Annotated in this window: 18 protein-coding genes; 10 read left to right on the plus strand and 8 right to left on the minus strand. The window is 62.9% G+C overall.

The window, feature by feature from the left end; all coding sequences use genetic code 11:
• Window positions 1–98 precede the first annotated feature (98 nt).
• Window positions 99–1,430 carry an ABC transporter substrate-binding protein gene (locus BQ8794_RS11180; protein WP_077376914.1) on the minus strand — a complete coding sequence of 444 codons (1,332 nt, stop codon included), beginning with the start codon at window positions 1,428–1,430 and terminating at the stop codon, window positions 99–101.
• A 401-nt stretch (window positions 1,431–1,831) separates the two neighbouring features.
• Here BQ8794_RS11180 and hrpB point away from each other — a divergent pair, with 401 nt between their 5' ends.
• The 4 genes from hrpB to nhaA all read left to right on the plus strand — a co-directional run bounded on the left by hrpB (window position 1,832) and on the right by nhaA (window position 7,824).
• Window positions 1,832–4,450, plus strand: coding sequence for an ATP-dependent helicase HrpB (gene hrpB / locus BQ8794_RS11185; RefSeq protein ID WP_077376917.1), 2,619 nt, complete (start codon window positions 1,832–1,834; stop codon window positions 4,448–4,450).
• 32 nt (window positions 4,451–4,482) lie between these two features.
• Window positions 4,483–5,808, plus strand: a complete 1,326-nt coding sequence (locus tag BQ8794_RS11190; RefSeq protein WP_167378715.1) for an ActS/PrrB/RegB family redox-sensitive histidine kinase — start codon at window positions 4,483–4,485, stop codon at window positions 5,806–5,808.
• Window positions 5,809–5,871: 63 nt separating this feature from the next.
• Window positions 5,872–6,435: an ActR/PrrA/RegA family redox response regulator transcription factor gene (locus tag BQ8794_RS11195; protein ID WP_023796717.1), complete on the plus strand. Its 564-nt coding sequence runs from the start codon at window positions 5,872–5,874 to the stop codon at window positions 6,433–6,435.
• 198 nt (window positions 6,436–6,633) lie between these two features.
• On the plus strand, window positions 6,634–7,824 hold the full coding sequence (nhaA, locus tag BQ8794_RS11200; RefSeq protein ID WP_077377485.1) for a Na+/H+ antiporter NhaA: 1,191 nt from the start codon (window positions 6,634–6,636) through the stop codon (window positions 7,822–7,824).
• Here nhaA and BQ8794_RS11205 read toward each other — a convergent pair.
• The 3 genes from BQ8794_RS11205 to BQ8794_RS11215 form a co-directional block, all read right to left on the minus strand.
• Window positions 7,821–8,843: an RNA polymerase subunit sigma-70 gene (locus BQ8794_RS11205; protein WP_077376923.1), complete on the minus strand. Its 1,023-nt coding sequence runs from the start codon at window positions 8,841–8,843 to the stop codon at window positions 7,821–7,823. The genes nhaA and BQ8794_RS11205 overlap by 4 nt on opposite strands.
• Window positions 8,844–8,885: 42 nt before the next feature.
• Window positions 8,886–9,632: an SDR family NAD(P)-dependent oxidoreductase gene (locus BQ8794_RS11210; RefSeq protein WP_077376926.1), complete on the minus strand. Its 747-nt coding sequence runs from the start codon at window positions 9,630–9,632 to the stop codon at window positions 8,886–8,888.
• 162 nt (window positions 9,633–9,794) lie between these two features.
• Window positions 9,795–10,295, minus strand: a complete 501-nt coding sequence (locus BQ8794_RS11215) for an MmcB family DNA repair protein (protein WP_077376928.1) — start codon at window positions 10,293–10,295, stop codon at window positions 9,795–9,797.
• Between the two features lie 110 nt (window positions 10,296–10,405).
• On the opposite strand from BQ8794_RS11215, the gene BQ8794_RS11220 reads away from it, so the two are divergent.
• The 3 genes from BQ8794_RS11220 to BQ8794_RS11230 all read left to right on the plus strand — a co-directional run bounded on the left by BQ8794_RS11220 (window position 10,406) and on the right by BQ8794_RS11230 (window position 12,689).
• Entirely contained in the window at window positions 10,406–11,359 is a 954-nt protein-coding gene (locus BQ8794_RS11220) for an IS1595 family transposase (protein WP_077376931.1), read from the plus strand.
• Between the two features lie 336 nt (window positions 11,360–11,695).
• Entirely contained in the window at window positions 11,696–12,508 is an 813-nt protein-coding gene (locus BQ8794_RS11225) for a hypothetical protein (protein WP_077376934.1), read from the plus strand.
• Complete coding sequence (locus BQ8794_RS11230) at window positions 12,501–12,689, plus strand: hypothetical protein (protein ID WP_077376937.1); 189 nt, start codon at window positions 12,501–12,503, stop codon at window positions 12,687–12,689. The genes BQ8794_RS11225 and BQ8794_RS11230 overlap by 8 nt, the downstream gene beginning before the upstream one ends.
• A gap of 45 nt (window positions 12,690–12,734) precedes the next feature.
• On the opposite strand, the gene BQ8794_RS11235 is transcribed toward BQ8794_RS11230, so the two are convergent.
• A complete protein-coding gene (locus BQ8794_RS11235) occupies window positions 12,735–12,989 on the minus strand; it encodes a hypothetical protein (protein WP_143744527.1) in 255 nt (84 codons plus the stop codon).
• A 197-nt stretch (window positions 12,990–13,186) separates the two neighbouring features.
• On the opposite strand from BQ8794_RS11235, the gene BQ8794_RS11240 reads away from it, so the two are divergent.
• Both BQ8794_RS11240 and BQ8794_RS11245 read left to right on the plus strand, forming a co-directional pair.
• The gene (locus tag BQ8794_RS11240; protein WP_077377488.1) at window positions 13,187–13,420 is read left to right on the plus strand and encodes a hypothetical protein; all 234 of its coding nucleotides are present in this window, start codon (window positions 13,187–13,189) and stop codon (window positions 13,418–13,420) included.
• Between the two features lie 28 nt (window positions 13,421–13,448).
• Complete coding sequence (locus tag BQ8794_RS11245; protein WP_425293534.1) at window positions 13,449–14,273, plus strand: TSUP family transporter; 825 nt, start codon at window positions 13,449–13,451, stop codon at window positions 14,271–14,273.
• 101 nt (window positions 14,274–14,374) lie between these two features.
• Here the strand turns inward: BQ8794_RS11245 and cueR are convergent, their stop codons facing one another.
• Complete coding sequence (gene cueR / locus BQ8794_RS11250) at window positions 14,375–14,797, minus strand: Cu(I)-responsive transcriptional regulator (RefSeq protein ID WP_077377491.1); 423 nt, start codon at window positions 14,795–14,797, stop codon at window positions 14,375–14,377.
• Window positions 14,798–15,023: 226 nt separating this feature from the next.
• On the opposite strand from cueR, the gene BQ8794_RS11255 reads away from it, so the two are divergent.
• A complete protein-coding gene (locus tag BQ8794_RS11255) occupies window positions 15,024–15,641 on the plus strand; it encodes a L,D-transpeptidase (protein WP_077377494.1) in 618 nt (205 codons plus the stop codon).
• A 118-nt stretch (window positions 15,642–15,759) separates the two neighbouring features.
• Here the strand turns inward: BQ8794_RS11255 and BQ8794_RS11260 are convergent, their stop codons facing one another.
• Window positions 15,760–16,329 carry a NifU family protein gene (locus tag BQ8794_RS11260; RefSeq protein WP_023796710.1) on the minus strand — a complete coding sequence of 190 codons (570 nt, stop codon included), beginning with the start codon at window positions 16,327–16,329 and terminating at the stop codon, window positions 15,760–15,762.
• A gap of 188 nt (window positions 16,330–16,517) precedes the next feature.
• Window positions 16,518–17,009, minus strand: a complete 492-nt coding sequence (locus BQ8794_RS11265) for a universal stress protein (RefSeq protein ID WP_023796709.1) — start codon at window positions 17,007–17,009, stop codon at window positions 16,518–16,520.
• Window positions 17,010–17,019: the final 10 nt, after the last annotated feature.

The following is a 17,019-nucleotide window of genomic DNA, read 5'->3' on the forward strand; positions in this document are numbered from 1 at the left end:
GTCTCGACAATGGAATTTATCTGAACTGTGTCCCGTGCCAAGAGTGGCACGGGACACGCGGTCGTGGCTCGGGAGGAGCCGGTTAGGTCTTGCCCCAACTACATCTTGCCGTCGTCCTGGAAGACCTCGGTCCAGTCCTTGACCAGGCCGTCAAGCGCATCCTTGGCCGAACCCTGGCCGGCGACGACATAGTCATGGAAGCGCTTCTGCGACGCCTGCAGCAGCGGCGCATAGCTGGGCTCTGCCCAAAAATCCTTCACGATGGCCATGGAGTCGAGGAAGGTCTGCGCGTAAGGCTGGCTGGCCGGGAAGCCTGGATCTTTGACGACCGCGTTGAGGCAGGAAAAGCCGCCGAGCGACCACCATTTGGCCTGCACATCCTTGTTGGCGAACCACTTGATGTATTTGAGCGCCGCCTCCTGCTTGTCCGAATAGGAGACCACCGAGATGCCCTGGCCGCCAAGCTGGGCGAATTGATCGCCATCGGGGCCCTTGGGATTGGCGAAATAACCAATCTTGTCGCCGCCGACATTTTCGTCCTTCTGCAGGCCTGGCCAGGTAAAGGCGAAGTTCATGTGCATCGCCACCTGGCCGGATTTGAAGGCGTCGACGCCTTCGCCCATGTAGCTGTTCGAGGCCCCGGGAGGCGTGCAGCAGTCATAGAGCGCCTTGTAGAACTCAAGACCCTTCACCGATTTCTCGGAGTTGACGAAGCCGTCCATCTCGTAGGGTTTGTCGGGGTTCTCATATTTGAAGCCGAAGCTGTAGAGCACGTCCATGGCGCCCATGGTGATGCCTTCGGAGCCGCGCTCGGTATAGATCGATGCGCCATAGACCGTCTTGCCGTCGATCTCGCGCTTCTGGAAGAACTCGGCGATCTGCTTCAGCTGGTCGAAGGTCGTCGGCGCGGCGAGATCCCAGCCGTACTTTTCCTTGAATTCCTTCTGCAGTTCCGGCTTGGAGAACCAGTCTTTGCGATAGGTCCAGCCGACGACGTCGCCCATGGCCGGCAGCGCCCAGTAATTCGGCGAGTTCTTCGGCCATTCGGAGTAGCCGACGACGGTCGCCGGCACGAAGTCGTCCATGCTGATCTTCTCCTTGTCGAAGAAGTCGTTCAGCTTGACGTAGTGGCCGTTCTCGGCGGAGCCACCGATCCACTGGCTGTCGCCGATGATCAGGTCGCACAGCTTGCCCTTGGAATTCAGTTCGTTGAGGAAGCGATCGGCATAGTTGGTCCACGGCACGAATTCAAATTTCATGCCGATGTCGGTTTCCTTGGTGAAATCCTTGGACAATTCGACAAGCGCGTTGGCCGGGTCCCAGGCTGCCCAGCAAAGCGTCAGATCTTCAGCCTGCGCGACATTCGAAACGGCGGTCGACGCAAACATCGCCGATGTCAGTCCCAACGTGAGTTTCAAGGTCGATTTCATGCCTTCCTCCCATTTGCGAAACGCGCCCGGATGGCGGTTTCAAAAAACCTCAAACCCCCTCCTCAGGGGTCTAAACATGACGACGCGGTTAAGCGGCGGATGTTTAGTAATTTGTTTAGTGATGCAATTTTTACTAAACAAGGCAAGCGAATTCGTTGCTGCGCTGCAGCATAATTCGCTTGTATCTGGGCGGTGGTCCCGGCCGCGCCGTTCTCTCAGGAAATATCCCGACTTCCTGTCGCTCCTCGGCCGCGCCATCGTCGGTGGCTCCCGCCTTTGACTATGGCGAGGAGGTGGACCCGCTTTGAGTTGGTCCGTTGCCCGGTTGCGCGGCGACCGCCACCGCTGATATGCGGGGCGCGACCGGCCTGCCGCGATTGGATGGATGCATCCCTGAAACAATGACCAGAAAACCCTTGCCAGAGCTTCCGGTCTCCGCCGTCCTGCCGGCGCTCGGTGAAGCGCTCGGCCATGGCAACAGTGCCGTGCTGGTGGCGCCGCCCGGCGCCGGCAAGACGACGCTGGTGCCGCTGGCGCTGCTCGACGCGCCATGGCTCGGCAGGGGCAAGATCATTCTGCTCGAGCCGCGCCGGCTCGCTGCCCGCGCTGCCGCCCGCCGCATGGCCGAACTGCTCGGCGAGGAGCCCGGCGAAACGGTCGGCTATGCCATGCGGATGGAGAACTGCACTTCTGCGAGGACCAGAATCCTTGTCGTCACCGAAGGCGTGCTGTCGCGGATGATCCTCGACGATCCGGAGTTGCCCGGTGTCTCGGCGGTGTTCTTCGACGAGTTCCACGAGCGCTCGCTCGACGGCGATTTTGGTCTGGCGCTGGCGCTAGATGTGCAAGGTGCGCTGCGGCCCGATCTGCGATTGCTGGTCATGTCGGCGACGCTCGACGGCGCGCGCGTCGCTCGCTTGCTTTCCGGCGCCCCGGTGGTCGAGAGCGAGGGACGCGCCTTTCCCGTCGACATCCGCTACGACGAGCGGCCGGCCGGCATCGCCATCGAGGACGCGATGGCCAAGGCGATCCGCGCGGCCCTTGCCGAGGAGAGCGGCAGCCTGCTCGCCTTCCTGCCCGGCCAGCGCGAGATCGAGCGCACTGCCGAGCGGCTGCAAGGCCGTGTCAGTGCCGACACCGACATCGTGCCGCTCTATGGCATGCTCGACAACAAGGCGCAGGACGCCGCGATCAAGCCGGCGCCGTCCGGCCGCCGCAAGGTGGTGCTGGCGACCTCGATCGCCGAGACCTCGATTACCATCGACGGCGTGCGCGTCGTCATCGATTCCGGCCTGTCGCGCCTGCCGCGCTACGAGCCGGCCAGCGGCCTGACGCGGCTGGAGACGGTGCGGGTCAGCAAAGCCTCCGCCGACCAGCGCGCCGGCCGCGCCGGCCGCACGCAGCCGGGCGTCGCCGTCCGGCTGTGGCGGGCCGAGCAGACCGCGGCACTTCCCGCCTTCACGCCGCCGGAAATCCTCGAGGCGGACCTTTCCGGACTTCTGCTCGATTGCGCCGCCTTCGGTGTCGCCGACCCGTCGAGCCTCTGCTTCCTCGATCCGCCGCCGGCCCCGGCACTCAGCGAGGCAAGGGCGCTGCTTCGTGCGCTCGACGCCATTGACGAGGCAGGGCGCCTGACGCAATCGGGTGCTGCGATGCGCAGGCTGGCACTGCCGGTGCGGCTGGCTCACATGGTCGCCGAGGCGGCAAACACCGGCCAGGCGTTCGCGGCGACCATGCTCGCCGTGCTGCTCACCGAGCGTGGGCTTGGCGGCGACGGCGCCGACCTCGAACGGCGGCTGATTCGGTTCCGATCCGAAAGATCGCCGCGCGCCACCGCCGCCCGGCAACTCGCCGAGCGGCTGGCGAAACAGGCTTCACCCTCCCCCTCGAGGGGAGGGTCGGCGAGCGAGCCGAGCGCAGCGAAGCGAAGGAGACGGGGTGGGGTCGCCGATGGCGTGCCCGACCCGACCCAACCCCGCTCCGCGTCGCGGATCGACGTGCCCGGGCGAGCCACGGGTCTCGCCCGTCCTTCCGACCCCCGCGAGGGGGAGGGAAGCAGCGCCGGCGCTCTCCTCATTCATGCCTGGCCGGACCGCGTCGCCAGGGCGCGCGGCGAGCGCGGCCGTTTCGTGCTGGCCAACGGTTCGGGCGCCATGCTCGACGCCGCCGACCCGTTGGCGGGCGAAACCTGGCTTGTCGTCGCCGATCTGCAGGGCAAGGCGCAGAACGCCCGCATTACGGCAGCGGCGGCGATAGACGAAGCCGACATTCGCGCTTCGCTCGCCGATAAGATCGAGACAAACCGCGAAACCAGTTTCGACCGCGACAGGCGTGCGGTGCGTGTGCGTGAAACCGTTCGCCTCGGCGCCATCACCCTGTCCGAACGCATGCTGCCGGCGCCGGCCGGCGTCGCCGCCGATCGCGCCATCCTCGACGCCTTGCGCCAACACGGGCTGGCGCTGTTGGCGTGGGGCAAGGAGGCCGAAACGCTGCGCCAACGGCTCGGCTGGCTGCATCGCGGTCTTGGCGCGCCCTGGCCGGATGTTTCCGACGCGGCGCTCATCGATCGCCTCGACGACTGGCTGCTGCCCTTCCTTTCCGGCGCGGCGTCCTTTGCCGCGATCGATCCGGGCGTGCTTTCGGCCGGCCTGATGGCATTGGTGCCGCACGATCTGCAGCGCCGGATCGAGGCGTTGGCGCCGACCCATTTCGACCCTCCATCCGGCAGCCGCGTGCCGATCCGCTATGACGGTGAATGGCCGGTGCTGGCGATCCGCGTCCAGGAACTGTTCGGTCTCGACCGGCATCCCGCGATCGCCAACGGCAGCGTGCCGCTGACGCTCGAGCTATTGTCGCCGGCGCACCGGCCGATCCAGACGACGCGTGACCTGCCCGGTTTCTGGCGCGGCTCCTGGACCGATGTGCGAGCCGAGATGCGTGGCCGCTATCCCCGGCACGTCTGGCCGGAGAACCCGCTTCTCGCCACCGCCACCAGCCGCGCCAAACCGCGGGGGCCCTAGCCTTTATCCTTTCCCGGCTATAATCCTTGGCCATGATAAACATCCTGCGGGCGCCCGACTTCCAGCAAAGCCAGCGGCTGCGCCTCAACACGCTGATCAGGCTGCGCTGGCTTGCCATTGTCGGCCAGAGCCTGGCGGTTCTTGTCGTTGCCTACGGGCTGGAATTCCCGCTGCCGGTCAGCCTCTGCTTTGCGCTGATCGCCTGTTCGGCCTGGATGAACCTGTTGCTGACCTTTCGTTATCCGGCGGCGCATCGGCTGACCCCGCTACAGGCTTTCGCCATCCTGACTATCGACAGCCTGCAGCTTGCCGGTCTGCTCTACCTGACGGGCGGCCTCACCAACCCGTTTTCAGTGCTGGTCACCGTGCCGGTGGTCATCTCGGCGACGTCGCTTCCGCTGCGCCTGACCGCCATCCTCGGCGCGCTGGTGATGGTGATGGCGAGCCTGCTGGTGTTCTTCCATATGCCGCTGCCCTGGTACGAGGGCGCGCCGCTGGAGATGCCGTTCATTTACGTCGCCGGCATGTGGATGGCGGTGTTTTCCTCGATTGCCTTTACAGCGATCTACGCCTTCCGCGTGGCTGAGGAAGCCCGGCTGCTCGCCAACGCGCTTGCCGCCACCGAACTGGTGCTGCAGCGCGAGCAGCATTTGTCGGCGCTGGACGGCCTTGCCGCCGCCGCCGCGCATGAGCTCGGCACGCCGCTCGCCACCATCACGCTTGTTGCCAAGGAGATGGAGAAGGCGCTCCGCAATGACCCGAAATACGGCGAGGACGTGACGCTGCTGCGCTCGCAGAGCGAGCGTTGCCGCGAGATCCTCAAACGCCTCACCAGCCTGTCCTCCGAGGGTGAGGCGCATCTCTCCCGCCTGCCGCTGACCTCGCTGGTCGAGGAGATGACGGCCCCGCACCGCGATTTCGGCATCTCGATCAAGCTTCGCCCCGGCGAGCGCATCGGCCCCGAACCGGTGGGACGGCGCAATCCCGGCGTCATCTACGGCCTCGGCAATCTAGTCGAGAACGCCGTCGATTTTGCCCGCAAGAGCGTCACCGTGCGCTGGAACTGGAACGAGGCCACGGTCACCTTCTCGATCACCGACGACGGGCCGGGCTTTCCTCCCGAAATCATCGATCGCATCGGCGAGCCCTATATGTCGACGCGCCAGGGCACCGAGGCCGGCGGCGGCCTCGGACTGGGGCTGTTCATCGCCAAGACCCTGCTTGAACGCTCGGGCGCCACGCTCGATTTCCGCAATTCAAACGAGCCGGGCGAGGGCGCCGTCGTGCGGATATCGTGGCCGCGCAGCGTCTTCCTCAATCCTGAATCGGCTTCGGCCACCATGTTTGACACGGCTTGAAATGGACAATAGCGCTCCAAAACTATATCTGCGTAAAATTCAGGCAGCAGGAACGTCAAGACGATGAATGGCGACGAAACGATTGGCGCAATGGTTGAGGGCGAGGACACCTCGCTGCTGATCGTCGACGACGACAGGCCATTCCTCACGCGCCTTGCCCGCGCCATGGAGACCAGGGGTTTCGTGGTCGAGACGGCCGAGAGCGTCGAGGAGGCCGTGGCCAAGGCGCGCGCCAATCCGCCAGCCTACGCGGTGGTCGACATGCGGCTCGCCGACGGCAACGGCCTCGACGTCGTCGCCGCCATCCGCGAGAAGCGCGACGACGCCCGCGCCGTGATCCTCACCGGCTACGGCAACATCGCCACCGCGGTTACGGCGGTGAAGCTCGGGGCCATCGACTATCTGTCGAAACCGGCCGATGCCGACGAGGTTTTCGCGGCTCTTACCCGCACTGCGGGCGAGCGCGCCGCGCCGCCTGAAAACCCTATGTCGGCCGACCGGGTGCGCTGGGAGCACATCCAGCGCGTCTACGAAATGTGCGACCGCAACGTCTCCGAGACGGCGCGCCGGCTCAATATGCATCGCCGCACGCTGCAGCGGATACTCGCCAAGCGCGCGCCGCGCTAACCCTGACCGAACCGAAGGTTCGTGTCGGTGAATAGCGAAATCGGTTTTCGTTGGGGATCACGCGCAAACTCAAAGTGCTATAGCGTCCTTTGCGCGGCCAAAGGATTCGCAGCACTGTAGAGGCTTGCCCTGCCATTGGCGGTTGCGCATCATCCCGCAAAGTGATTCCGTCCGACCGGGGACATGGCGGAGGGCGACATGCAGGACGACAAACAACGGCCGGTCTCCATTTTTCGCGAATTCCTCGACAGCGAGGCTGCAGGCGGCATCATCCTGATGGCAGCCGCGGCACTGGCCCTGATCGTCGCCAATTCGCCGCTGGCCGAAGCCTATTTCGACACCCTTCACGCCTATCTCGGACCGCTCAGCGTATCGCATTGGATCAATGACGGCCTGATGGCGGTGTTCTTCCTGCTGGTCGGTCTGGAGATCAAGCGCGAGATGCTGGACGGCCAGCTCTCGACCTGGCCGCGGCGCGTCCTGCCCGGCGTCGCCGCCGCCGGCGGCATGCTGGTGCCGGCACTTGTCTATGTCGCCATCAACCGCGACAACCCAGCCGCCCTGTCCGGCTGGGCGATCCCTACCGCCACCGACATCGCGTTTGCGCTCGGCGTGCTGTCGCTGCTCGGCAGCCGCGTGCCGGGATCGCTGAAGGTCTTCCTCACCGCGCTCGCCATCATCGACGACCTTGGTGCCGTCATCATCATCGCGGTGTTCTATACGAGCGGCCTGTCGCTCGCCTATCTCGGCACCGCCTTCGCCGTCATCGCTGTGCTCGTCGTCCTCAACCGCATGAAGGTGCTGACGCTGGTGCCCTACATCCTGCTCGGTGTCGTCCTGTGGGTGCTGGTGCTGAAATCTGGCGTCCATGCCACGCTCGCCGGCGTGGCGCTGGCCCTGACCATACCTTTAAAGGTCTCACCGGGCATCAGCCATGATCTTGATCATTCGCCGCTGCACCGGCTCGAGCACGGCCTGCACAAAATAGTGCCGTTCGTCGTCATCCCGATCTTCGGCTTCGCCAATGCCGGCGTCTCGCTGGCCGGCCTGAGCGCTGCCGCCCTGTTCGAGCCGCTGACGCTGGGCGTCGCCGCCGGGCTCGTCGCCGGCAAGCTGGTCGGCGTGTTCGGTTCTTCCGCACTTGCCATCCGGCTCGGCCTCGCCGATCTGCCGGTCAATGCCGGCTGGCTGCACATGGTCGGCATTTCGCTGCTCTGCGGCATCGGCTTCACCATGAGCCTGTTTATCGGCCTGCTCGCCTTCGCCAGCAATGTCGAGCTGCAGGACGCGGTCAAGGTCGGCATCCTCGCCGGATCGCTCATCGCGGCACTGCTTGGCGCCGCTGTGCTGCTGGTGGCGCCGGCGGCGAATGGGGTGGACGAGGACTAGACCGGCGGCAGGCCGAAGGCTGCAAACAGTTCGGGCCCGAGCGGCGGCACATAGATCGTCAGGGAAACGATTTTGCCGTCGGCGGGCTCAATGACATGCAGCGAGTGGGGTCGCCATACACGGTCACGATGGTCCAGTGCATAGACCCCGACAGCGGGATGGCCGTTGGCTCGGGTGGCCACCGTGCGATAGCCGGCAAAATTGCCCCACACGGTCTCGATGAAATCGCGGATCGCCTTGCGCCCTTGGTACCATTCCCGCCATGGCGGCATCTGGTAGGTGGCGTCCTCCCTCAAGAGTTCGATGAAGCCGTCGAGGTTGGCGGTCTGCCAGGCATGCATGTAGCGTTCGAGCAGCAAGCCCTCCTCCGGACTGGACCGTGATCGCTGAACGGGACGCCCCTCAGGATATCGCTCGCGAAGCGTTGCGCGGGCCCGCTGCAAGGCGCTGTTGATCGAAGCGGCCGATCCACCCAGCAATTGCGCCGACTCGACCGCAGACCACCCCAGCACGTCGCAAAGCAACAGGACGGCCCGCTGCCGGGGCGGCAGAAGTTGGATTGCCGCGACGAAGGCAAGTTGCACCGCTTCTCGAGTCTCGTAGCGCGCTTCGGGGCCGGGCTCGCCGTCAACGAGGTCCGGAAGCTCGGCGTCCGGATAGGGCTCCAGCCAGGTGAGCTCGGCAGGCCCTCCGACGGCCCGCCCGTTGGAGGGCGGCCGTTCGGGTTGCTGGAGAATGCGATGCGCCGTCGACCTCGCCTTGATGGCGTTGAGGCAGCTATTGGTGGCGATCGTGTAGAGCCAGCCGCGAACCGAGCCTCGTCCGTCGAACTGCGACCGTGCGCGCCACGCCCGCAGGAAAGTGTCCTGCACGAGGTCGTCCGCCTCGTGCAACGAGCCCATCATCCGGTAGCAGTGGAGCTTGAGCTCGCGGCGATGAGCCACTGTCAAGCGCTCGAAGGCCAGCCGATCGAGGACCGGTCGGCCCAATGGCTCAACAGGGCCAGGAGCGTCTGTCATAGGAAGCCCGCGGTGCTGAAGTCGGCTGGCATCCTGCGCGCCTCATGCCGCCGCCGCAAGTCCGCTGCCGCTCACCACGAAGGAGCAGCCCTGCGCCTGGCCGGTGGCGAGCGCGACTACAGCCCGTGCGACATCGGCCGGCGTCTGCATGTCGGTCATGCTCGCCAGGAAGTCCGCCGGGCTAATGCCCATATAGGCCGAAATGCCGTCGATGCCGCGATCGCCGACGCCGGTGCCCGGCATGATGCGCGCCGGCGAAAGCGCCATGAAACGCAGGTCGAAACCAAGTCGGTCCGATTCCTTCTGGCTATGACCGGCGAGGAACAGCTGCATGCGTTTTGCGCCGGCATAGCCGCCAGAGTTCGGCGGCCCGCCGCTGAATGCCGCGCCGCTGGAGATCAGAACCACCCGGCTCCCCGGCTTGAGCCGACCCTGGAGTGCCGCCTTGCAGAACAGGAACGATGCCTTGACGTCCATTTCCCAGTTTGCCGAGAAGTCCTCCCAGCTCTGTTCCTGGACGGGCGCGGACGGAGCGAGGGCGCCGGCGCAGATCACCAGGACGTCTGGTTCAAGCGCGGCGAAAACCGCATCGGGTGCGGTCTCGTTGGTGGCGTCGACCGCAAGCGTCTTCACGCCTGATGTCTCCCGGGAGAGCTCTTTCAGGGCGGCTGTGCCACGAGCAACTGCAAGCACTGTTGCCCCTTCGCCAAGCGCGGCTTCCACGATCGAGCGGCCGACACCCCGGCTGCCTCCGATGACGACGACATTCTGACCTTGTAACGATCCCATGGATCACCTCCCTTTCCGCCACCGGACCATTCCAGCGCCTATTGATCAGGACAGCGCAGGCAGGCGGAAATCATCGGTGCAAGATCAAAAAACGTCTCGAGGGGATCGGCAGGCCCGCAGAAAGGCGAGGTGCGAGGCTTGTCGCCGACGCGGCGCGCACTCCTATTCGCTCTCGCCCTCCAGTGCCGGCACCGCCACACCGGCGAGTTCCGCCGCCAGCAGCCGCGATGCACCGGCCCGCGCGATCCTCAGCATCAGCGCCTTGCGCGTCGCCGCCGCCATACGGTGCTCGGGCGCATCGCGCAGGATTTCGGCGCCGTAGCCGTCGGAAAGGATAAAACCGCATTCCTGCGGAAAAATATCCGAGGGCACGCCGGGATGCGTGGCGAAGAAGAAGCGGTCAGAGTGCAGCCGGTAGTCCGGCCATTTGCGGTCGACCCTGAAATCCTCGATCGAGGACTTGATCTCGATGATCCAGATGTCGCCCTGGCGGGTCAGCGCGACGAGGTCGGCGCGGCGCCCGGTCGCCAGCGACAGTTCGGGCAGCACATGCGCGCCCATCTCCTTGAGCAGCCGCTGCACGCCGCGCCGAACCAGCATCGCGCGTTCCGACTGGCGGCCGTCGATCAGGGGATTTAGGGGTACAGGTGAGATGATTGGCATGGGAGCACCATGCCAGACTTTGTTCACGGTTTGAACCCGTTTTCTGGGGGCGATTATATATTTGACAGACCCAATTTGGTATGCGATAACGATTCCAAGGAGTTATCGCCATGTCCGTCCTGTCCCGCCCCTACTTCCACGACGAAGCCGCCGCATTTGAGCATGTCGAGGCGATGCTGTGGCCGCAGGGTCCGGTCTGCCATCACTGTGGCTCGATGGAAAAGCACTACGCATTGATGGGCGTTCGCACCAAGGCTTCGAAGAAGAACCCGAACGGCGTCGAAATCCACGGCCTCTACAAGTGCCGCGACTGCCGCAAGAAGTTCACGGTTCGCATGGGCTCGATCTTCGAGGAAAGCCATCTGCCCTTGCACAAGTGGTTGCAGGCCATCCACCTCATGTGCTCGTCAAAGAAGGGCATTTCCTCGCACCAGCTCCACCGCGTTCTGGAATGCACCTACAAGACGGCTTGGTTCCTGTCGCATCGCATTCGCGAGGCCATGCGCTCGGATGACTTCTCGCCCATGGGCGGCAACGGCAAGTTTGTTGAGGTGGACGAGACGTATATCGGTCGCTTGACTAACACTCCCGTTAAACGTGGCGGCGGCGCTCACAAGAACACGGTGGTCACATTGGTTGAGCGCGGCGGTCGCGCTCGTTCCTTCCATGTCGATAGCGCCCGCATCGGTACTGTTATGCCGATCGTCCGAGCCAACATCGCCAAGGAAAGCGCGTTGATGACTGATGAGGCTGGCGTTTATCGCCGCGTCGGAACTGAGTTCGCCTCGCATGATTTCGTCACGCATTCCAAGGATGAGTACGTTCGCGGCAACATCCATACGAACACGGTCGAAGGCTATTATTCGATCTTCAAGCGCGGCATGAAGGGCGTTTATCAGCATTGCGCCGAACACCATCTGCATCGTTACCTTGCCGAATTTGACTTCCGGTATTCGAACCGTTCGGCAATGGGCGTTGAAGACAACGTTCGTTCTCTCATCGCCTTGAAGGGCGCCAAGGGCAAGCGCCTCACCTATCGTAGGCCTGCTGAATTCCAAGCATGACTACTACCGGAAACCAGTACAATTGAAGCTTCCCCTGTGGCGTTATGAAAAGCGCCGCAACCGCAAAACGGATTAGGGATTCCCAAACGAAAGCGGCGGTGATAGAATCACCGCCGCTCCCTTCTGTGGGTGGCCCACTTCGAGGCCCCGTGACCCTGCCGGTTACGGGGCCTCTTTGTTTATCCCGCGCCGCGTCCGTGGACCGTGACGGCGGCTAGGGAAACCCTCCTGATTCGCATCGCACTCTCCTTTCTGTCGCGAAGCTAGTCCTGCCTGGCGCTCTTGTCAATCGCTGTCAGACAGGCTATCTATACCGCTATCAGATAGGAGATAAACATGGAAGCCGACACACCAGCAGATGCCTCGCAAAAACGAGACCGAGGGCCATCATTCCCCTTCATAAGCCTTGAAAAGGCTGTCGAGCGAACGGCGCAGTTCTACGCGAAGGCAAAGCGTTTCGAAGCCCGCATTGCTGATGCCGCTGGCGATTGGGGTTTGGGGCCTAAGAGCAGTGGCACGTTTCAGACGGTCAGCGCCCTACTCGCCTATGGCTTGATTGAGGACAGCGGAAGCGGGGAAGGCCGAAAGATCAAGATCTCAGATGCCGGGATGCGCATCCTTGAGGACAAGCGCCCCGGCGTCCGTGAGATGCTTCTATCTGAGGCCGCGCTGAAACCCAAGTTGCTGGCCGAGTTCGCCACCACGCACTGGAAGGACGGTCGCCCCGATGATACCCACGCGATCAGCAGCTTGAAATTCGAGCATGGCTTTACCGATGAATCCGCCCACAAATTCCTTCGAGTTTATGATGAAACTAAGCGATTCTCAAACCCGTCTGTTTCTGATAAGGTTTCCGATGACGCTGGTCCGGGCACCGAAGATGGCGCGAAAGAGGAGCGGACGAAGCAGGACGGCGGCGGTACAGGCAAGTTGAAATCGCCCACACCGCCCAAGGAAAAGGGAATACATCTGATGGACGGTGAGCGAGAGTTGACGACCGGCCTTTTGTCGAAAGAGGCAAGTTTCCGCCTTATTGTGAACGGTCGGATTGGCGAAAAAGAGATCGAGCGCCTAATTAAGAAGCTCGAACTCGACAAAGAGATTTTGGCCGATGCCGAGGACAACGAAGGGGAAGGGGCGTTTGAATAACCCCCCGCCTAGCGAGCAGATCGACAAATTTAAAGAAGCCGCCCGCGAACTGGAAACCGACCAGTCCGAGGAAGCCTTTGACCGCGTGTTGAAGAAGGTTGCGCAGGCCAAGCACTCACCACATGACGAAGCGGTCGAGCGCGCCGGCAAAGGCGCAGTGGTAAGGCCGAAGAAACGCTAGAGCCTTGTGGCGGGGTTAGATATTTCCCCTACGGCTGGGTAGCGCCTAAGCCGTCTTGGCTGGGAACACTACCGTTGCCTTGGCGCCACCGGCAGCCTTGATGGCCTCGTAGCAGCGCTTGTCCTTGGATGTGGCTTTACCGCCGCGCACGATATCCAGCTTCCCGCGAGCGGTGTTGCCCTCGCCAGTAAAAACGAACTTCTCAGACGAGGTCACAATAGTGATCGTTTCGTAGGGCTTGTTCAATGGCGGACCAGGGTCGTTGCGAATGGCCGCTTGCTTCGTCAAGAAAATTTCCATTGCCTCCAGTAGCATAGGATCGGGACGGCGTCATCCGGGTCTGTCAAATATATAATCGCCTTTCTGGGAGGCACCCAAGGCGCGCTTGAAATGTGGTTTTTGCGTGAAATCTTGGTACTCAAACGGGCACTGCACGTTCCACACATTAGCAATATGAGATATTGTGAGAATGCGGGTGGCTCTAGGGAGTTTGGATGATGAACGCGGACGAGATGCAGGCGGTAGCCGACACCCTGATGCGGGTCGTGACGCCTGACATGGCACCCAAGCAATTGATCAAAGCGGCCAGGAAGGAACACCCGAACGCGTCAAAGAAGGACATCGCCCGCGCGGCGTTCTTCTCGATTATCGCCAACGCCGAAGAAGACCACGGCAAGGCAAGGAACCTGCAGGCGTTCGCCATAGCCGAGCGTGTCGACGGTACCTCTTGATCGCAGGAAAACCCAACCTGCAAAACGGCTGGCATTCCGGGTCTCGCCACGGCATAGCGGTTCGATGATTGAGCGGCGTGGCCTCGGTGCATTTGCAGTTGGAACTGGTGTCGGTTCGCTTGGCGGCTTGATCGGGCTTGGCGGTGCAGAATTTCGTCTGCCGTTCCTGATCGGTCTGTTTCGATTTGCCGCTCTTGAAGCCGTTATCTTGAACAAGGCCTCCGGCCTGGTAGTCGTCGCTGCAGCGCTGCCATTCCGGGCCACCACGGTGCCGCTAGCCTCGGTGGCCGCACAATGGCCGATCATACTCAATCTCTTGGCTGGCAGCCTTCTGGGCGCTTGGTTTGGCGCAGGATGGGCAACCCGCCTCCAGTCCGCGACGCTTTACAAGGTGATTGCCGCACTGCTGATCCTAATCGCGATTGTCCTGGTTTTCGGCCATGATCCAGATGCTGCAGGATTGCAATTTGTCACCGGAGCCGCATTGATCGTTGCCGGGATCATTGCGGGGTTTGCCATCGGCGTCGTGGCATCCCTGCTCGGCGTGGCAGGCGGTGAACTGCTCGTCCCGACATTCGTGCTTCTGTTCGGTGCCGACATCAAGCTGGCGGGCTCTCTATCGCTGGCGGTAAGCCTGCCGACGATGCTGGTCGGCTTCACGCGTTATAGCCGCGACCAAAGCTTTTCGGTCATCGGCAGGAACAAGGCGTTCTTGCTGGCCATGGCTGCCGGTTCGATTGTCGGGACATATCTCGGCGGGCAGTTGCTTGGCGTGGTCCCCGAGCAAATCCTGCTCCCGCTGCTGGCGGCAATTCTGGTGATCTCAGCCTACAAGATCTGGCGGCACGAATAGCACCACCGGCGCTCGCGCTTGGTCTCTTTGATGGTGAAGGCAGAGCTTGAAAAGCCATTGCCTCACGCAGCCAGCGCTACTCAGCCCTAGCCGCGCAAGCATCACACCTGTGCGGGAACGATTTTGTCAGCTGGCAAAACCGCCCCCGCAATATCGTCAAGGATCGGGCAGTCCGGCCTGTCATCACCGTGGCAGGCATGGATCAGCTTCTGCAGGGTCGAGCGCATCGACTGCAATTCGCGCACCTTCTCCTCGATTGCCGTCACATGCGCGGCGGCGATCTCGCGCACGTCATGGCTGGCGCGGCTGCGGTCCTGGTAGAGCGCCATCAGCTGGCGGCAGTCATCGATGGAAAAGCCGAGATTGCGCGCGCGGCGCAGAAAAGTCAGCCGGTGGATGTCGTCGCCGCAATAGTCACGGTAGCCATTGCTGGCGCGTACCGGACGGATCAGGCCGATCTCCTCATAGTAGCGAATGGTCTTGGCCGGCAGGCCGGAACGCTGGGCGGCATCTCCGACATTCATGATTGGTTCCTTGACTTCCGGCGGCCTGGCCGACCGCCTCATTGAATTTCCTACATAATCTTATGAGAGCAGTTGCCGAAAAGCCACAGCTGCGGACCTACCGGCATGTAAGCCTCTGCATATAGGCATCGCCCGCTTGGCAAGCAAAGCAAATGCCAGCATGAATGATGGCGACAAGGCGGCCGTCTCGTGCCGCTATCTTTCGGGCGGGGCATCGGACCTTTTCATGCGCATGAAGTCATTCGCAATCGTCGCCGCACTTGCGCTGTCGACGGCTATTGCTGGTTGCAGCACCATCGGCTCGCAGATATTCACCAACAACTATGGCCCGATGACCGATGCGGGCTATCGACTGCCGCGCATTCCGATCGAAAAGGTGCCATTCAAGTACCGCCGGCAGATCGTTAGCTACGACACCGATGAAAAGCCGGGCACCATCGTCATCGATACGCAGAACAAGTTTCTTTATTACGTCATGGGCGGCGGCGAGGCGATGCGTTACGGCATCGGCGTCGGCCGCGAGGGTTTTGAATGGCGCGGCACCGCCCGCATCGCGGTGAAGCGCGAATGGCCGACCTGGACGCCGCCTTCGGCGATGATCAAGCGTCAGCCGGAACTCGCCAAATTTGCCGGCGGCATGGATCCCGGATTGACCAACCCACTCGGCGCGCGCGCCCTGTATCTGTTCAACAAGGGCGGCGATTCAGGCTACCGCCTCCATGGCAGCCCGGAGTGGAACTCGATCGGCAAGGCGATGTCGTCGGGCTGCATCCGGCTGATGAACCAGGACATCATCGACCTTTACGACCGCACCTCCGTCGGCGCTAAAGTCATAGTCTTGTAGAAACTTTCATACGCGGACCGTCTAGGCAACAACAGACGTCGCAGACAGAAAACCGGGCACTTTGGCCCGGTTTTTTGTGTCGCGCGAAAGGCGAATTGACGTTTTTTGAGCGGAGTCTCTAAGAGACCTGTTCGACCTGCTGCACCTCGGGCACAAAATGCCGGAGCAGGTTCTGAATGCCGTGCTTCAGCGTCGCCGTCGACGACGGGCAGCCGGCGCAGGCGCCCTTCATGTGCAGGAACACGGTGCCGTTCTCGAAGCCGCGGAAGGTGATGTCGCCACCGTCCTGGGCGACCGCCGGGCGCACCCGCGTGTCGAGCAGTTCCTTGATGGTGATGACCAGTTCCTCGTCGGCCTTGTCGTAGAATTCGCCGGTCTGGCTGGTCTCGGCGGCGGGGCCGGCCCTGGCCATGACAGGCGCGCCGGACATGAAGTGCTCCATGATGGCGCCGAGGATCGCCGGCTTCAGATGCTGCCAGTCGGGGCCGTCCTTGGTCACGGTGACGAAATCATAGCCGAAGAAGACGCCGGTGACGCCGGGGATCTCGAACAGCCGGCCGGCCAGCGGCGAAGCCGCGGCAGCGCTGTCGGCATCGCGGAAATCGGCGGTGCCTTCGACAAGCACTTCCTTGCCGGGCAGGAACTTCAATGTCGCCGGATTTGGCGTCGATTCGGTCTGGATGAACATGGACGTCTCCGAGCCCGTTCGGGCAGATAGTCTGGAATAATTCTAAATAGGCCTTATCGGCAGGACATTCAAGCGAAAGCCATCGCCGGAACCGCCGCCCAAGAGAATGTTTTTTCTTCTGCCGCGCCGCACCGGAAGCGCAGGAAGCCGCCGTTCGCAGGCCGGCCTCACCTGACTATCAACACACCTTAGGCCAGGCTGTCGATTTCTTCGTCCGACAGGTTCTGCGGCACCACTGTCACTGGGATCGGGAAAGCGGCGCCTTTGCCGGCGACCGCGCCGACCAGCGGCCCCGGCCCCTCCTTGCCGGCGCCGGCGGCCAGCACGAGGATGGCAATATCCTGGTCCTCCTCGATCAATTTGTGGATCTCTTCCGTCGGCTTGCCTTCGCGCACCACCAGTTCCGGCTCGATGCCGAGCTTCTGGCGCACCTTGTTGGCATAGCTGTCCAGTGCGGCGCGCGCGGTGGCGGTAGCCTCCTCGCGCATGATCTTCTCGACGCCCAGCCAATGCTGGAAATCGTCCGGCTCGATCACATAGAGCAGCACCAGCACGCCGCTGGTGCTCTGCGCGCGCTTCGAGGCGTAGACGACGGCCCGTTCGCATTCGGGCGTGTCGTCGATGATCGCCAAAAACTTGCGGCGATGGCCGGCTTCGCGGCTGAGGCGTTTGGAGACCATATTCTACCTT

The sequence above is a fragment of the Mesorhizobium prunaredense genome (genome assembly GCF_900156895.1).
Classification (GTDB): domain Bacteria; phylum Pseudomonadota; class Alphaproteobacteria; order Rhizobiales; family Rhizobiaceae; genus Mesorhizobium; species Mesorhizobium prunaredense.

Bases quoted from the DNA above. Each gene is read 5' to 3' on its own strand.
- BQ8794_RS11190 (WP_167378715.1), top strand. From the start codon at position 4,483: ATGATAAACATCCTGCGGGCGCCCGACTTCCAGCAAAGCCAGCGGCTG.
- BQ8794_RS11220 (WP_077376931.1), top strand. From the start codon at position 10,406: ATGTCCGTCCTGTCCCGCCCCTACTTCCACGACGAAGCCGCCGCATTT.
- cueR (WP_077377491.1), bottom strand. From the start codon at position 14,797: ATGAATGTCGGAGATGCCGCCCAGCGTTCCGGCCTGCCGGCCAAGACC.
- BQ8794_RS11215 (WP_077376928.1), bottom strand. From the start codon at position 10,295: ATGCCAATCATCTCACCTGTACCCCTAAATCCCCTGATCGACGGCCGC.
- BQ8794_RS11210 (WP_077376926.1), bottom strand. From the start codon at position 9,632: ATGGGATCGTTACAAGGTCAGAATGTCGTCGTCATCGGAGGCAGCCGG.
- BQ8794_RS11265 (WP_023796709.1), bottom strand. From the start codon at position 17,009: ATGGTCTCCAAACGCCTCAGCCGCGAAGCCGGCCATCGCCGCAAGTTT.
- BQ8794_RS11260 (WP_023796710.1), bottom strand. From the start codon at position 16,329: ATGTTCATCCAGACCGAATCGACGCCAAATCCGGCGACATTGAAGTTC.
- BQ8794_RS11195 (WP_023796717.1), top strand. From the start codon at position 5,872: ATGAATGGCGACGAAACGATTGGCGCAATGGTTGAGGGCGAGGACACC.
- BQ8794_RS11235 (WP_143744527.1), bottom strand. From the start codon at position 12,989: ATGGAAATTTTCTTGACGAAGCAAGCGGCCATTCGCAACGACCCTGGT.
- BQ8794_RS11225 (WP_077376934.1), top strand. From the start codon at position 11,696: ATGGAAGCCGACACACCAGCAGATGCCTCGCAAAAACGAGACCGAGGG.
- hrpB (WP_077376917.1), top strand. From the start codon at position 1,832: ATGACCAGAAAACCCTTGCCAGAGCTTCCGGTCTCCGCCGTCCTGCCG.
- BQ8794_RS11240 (WP_077377488.1), top strand. From the start codon at position 13,187: ATGAACGCGGACGAGATGCAGGCGGTAGCCGACACCCTGATGCGGGTC.
- nhaA (WP_077377485.1), top strand. From the start codon at position 6,634: ATGCAGGACGACAAACAACGGCCGGTCTCCATTTTTCGCGAATTCCTC.
- BQ8794_RS11180 (WP_077376914.1), bottom strand. From the start codon at position 1,430: ATGAAATCGACCTTGAAACTCACGTTGGGACTGACATCGGCGATGTTT.
- BQ8794_RS11255 (WP_077377494.1), top strand. From the start codon at position 15,024: ATGCGCATGAAGTCATTCGCAATCGTCGCCGCACTTGCGCTGTCGACG.
- BQ8794_RS11205 (WP_077376923.1), bottom strand. From the start codon at position 8,843: ATGACAGACGCTCCTGGCCCTGTTGAGCCATTGGGCCGACCGGTCCTC.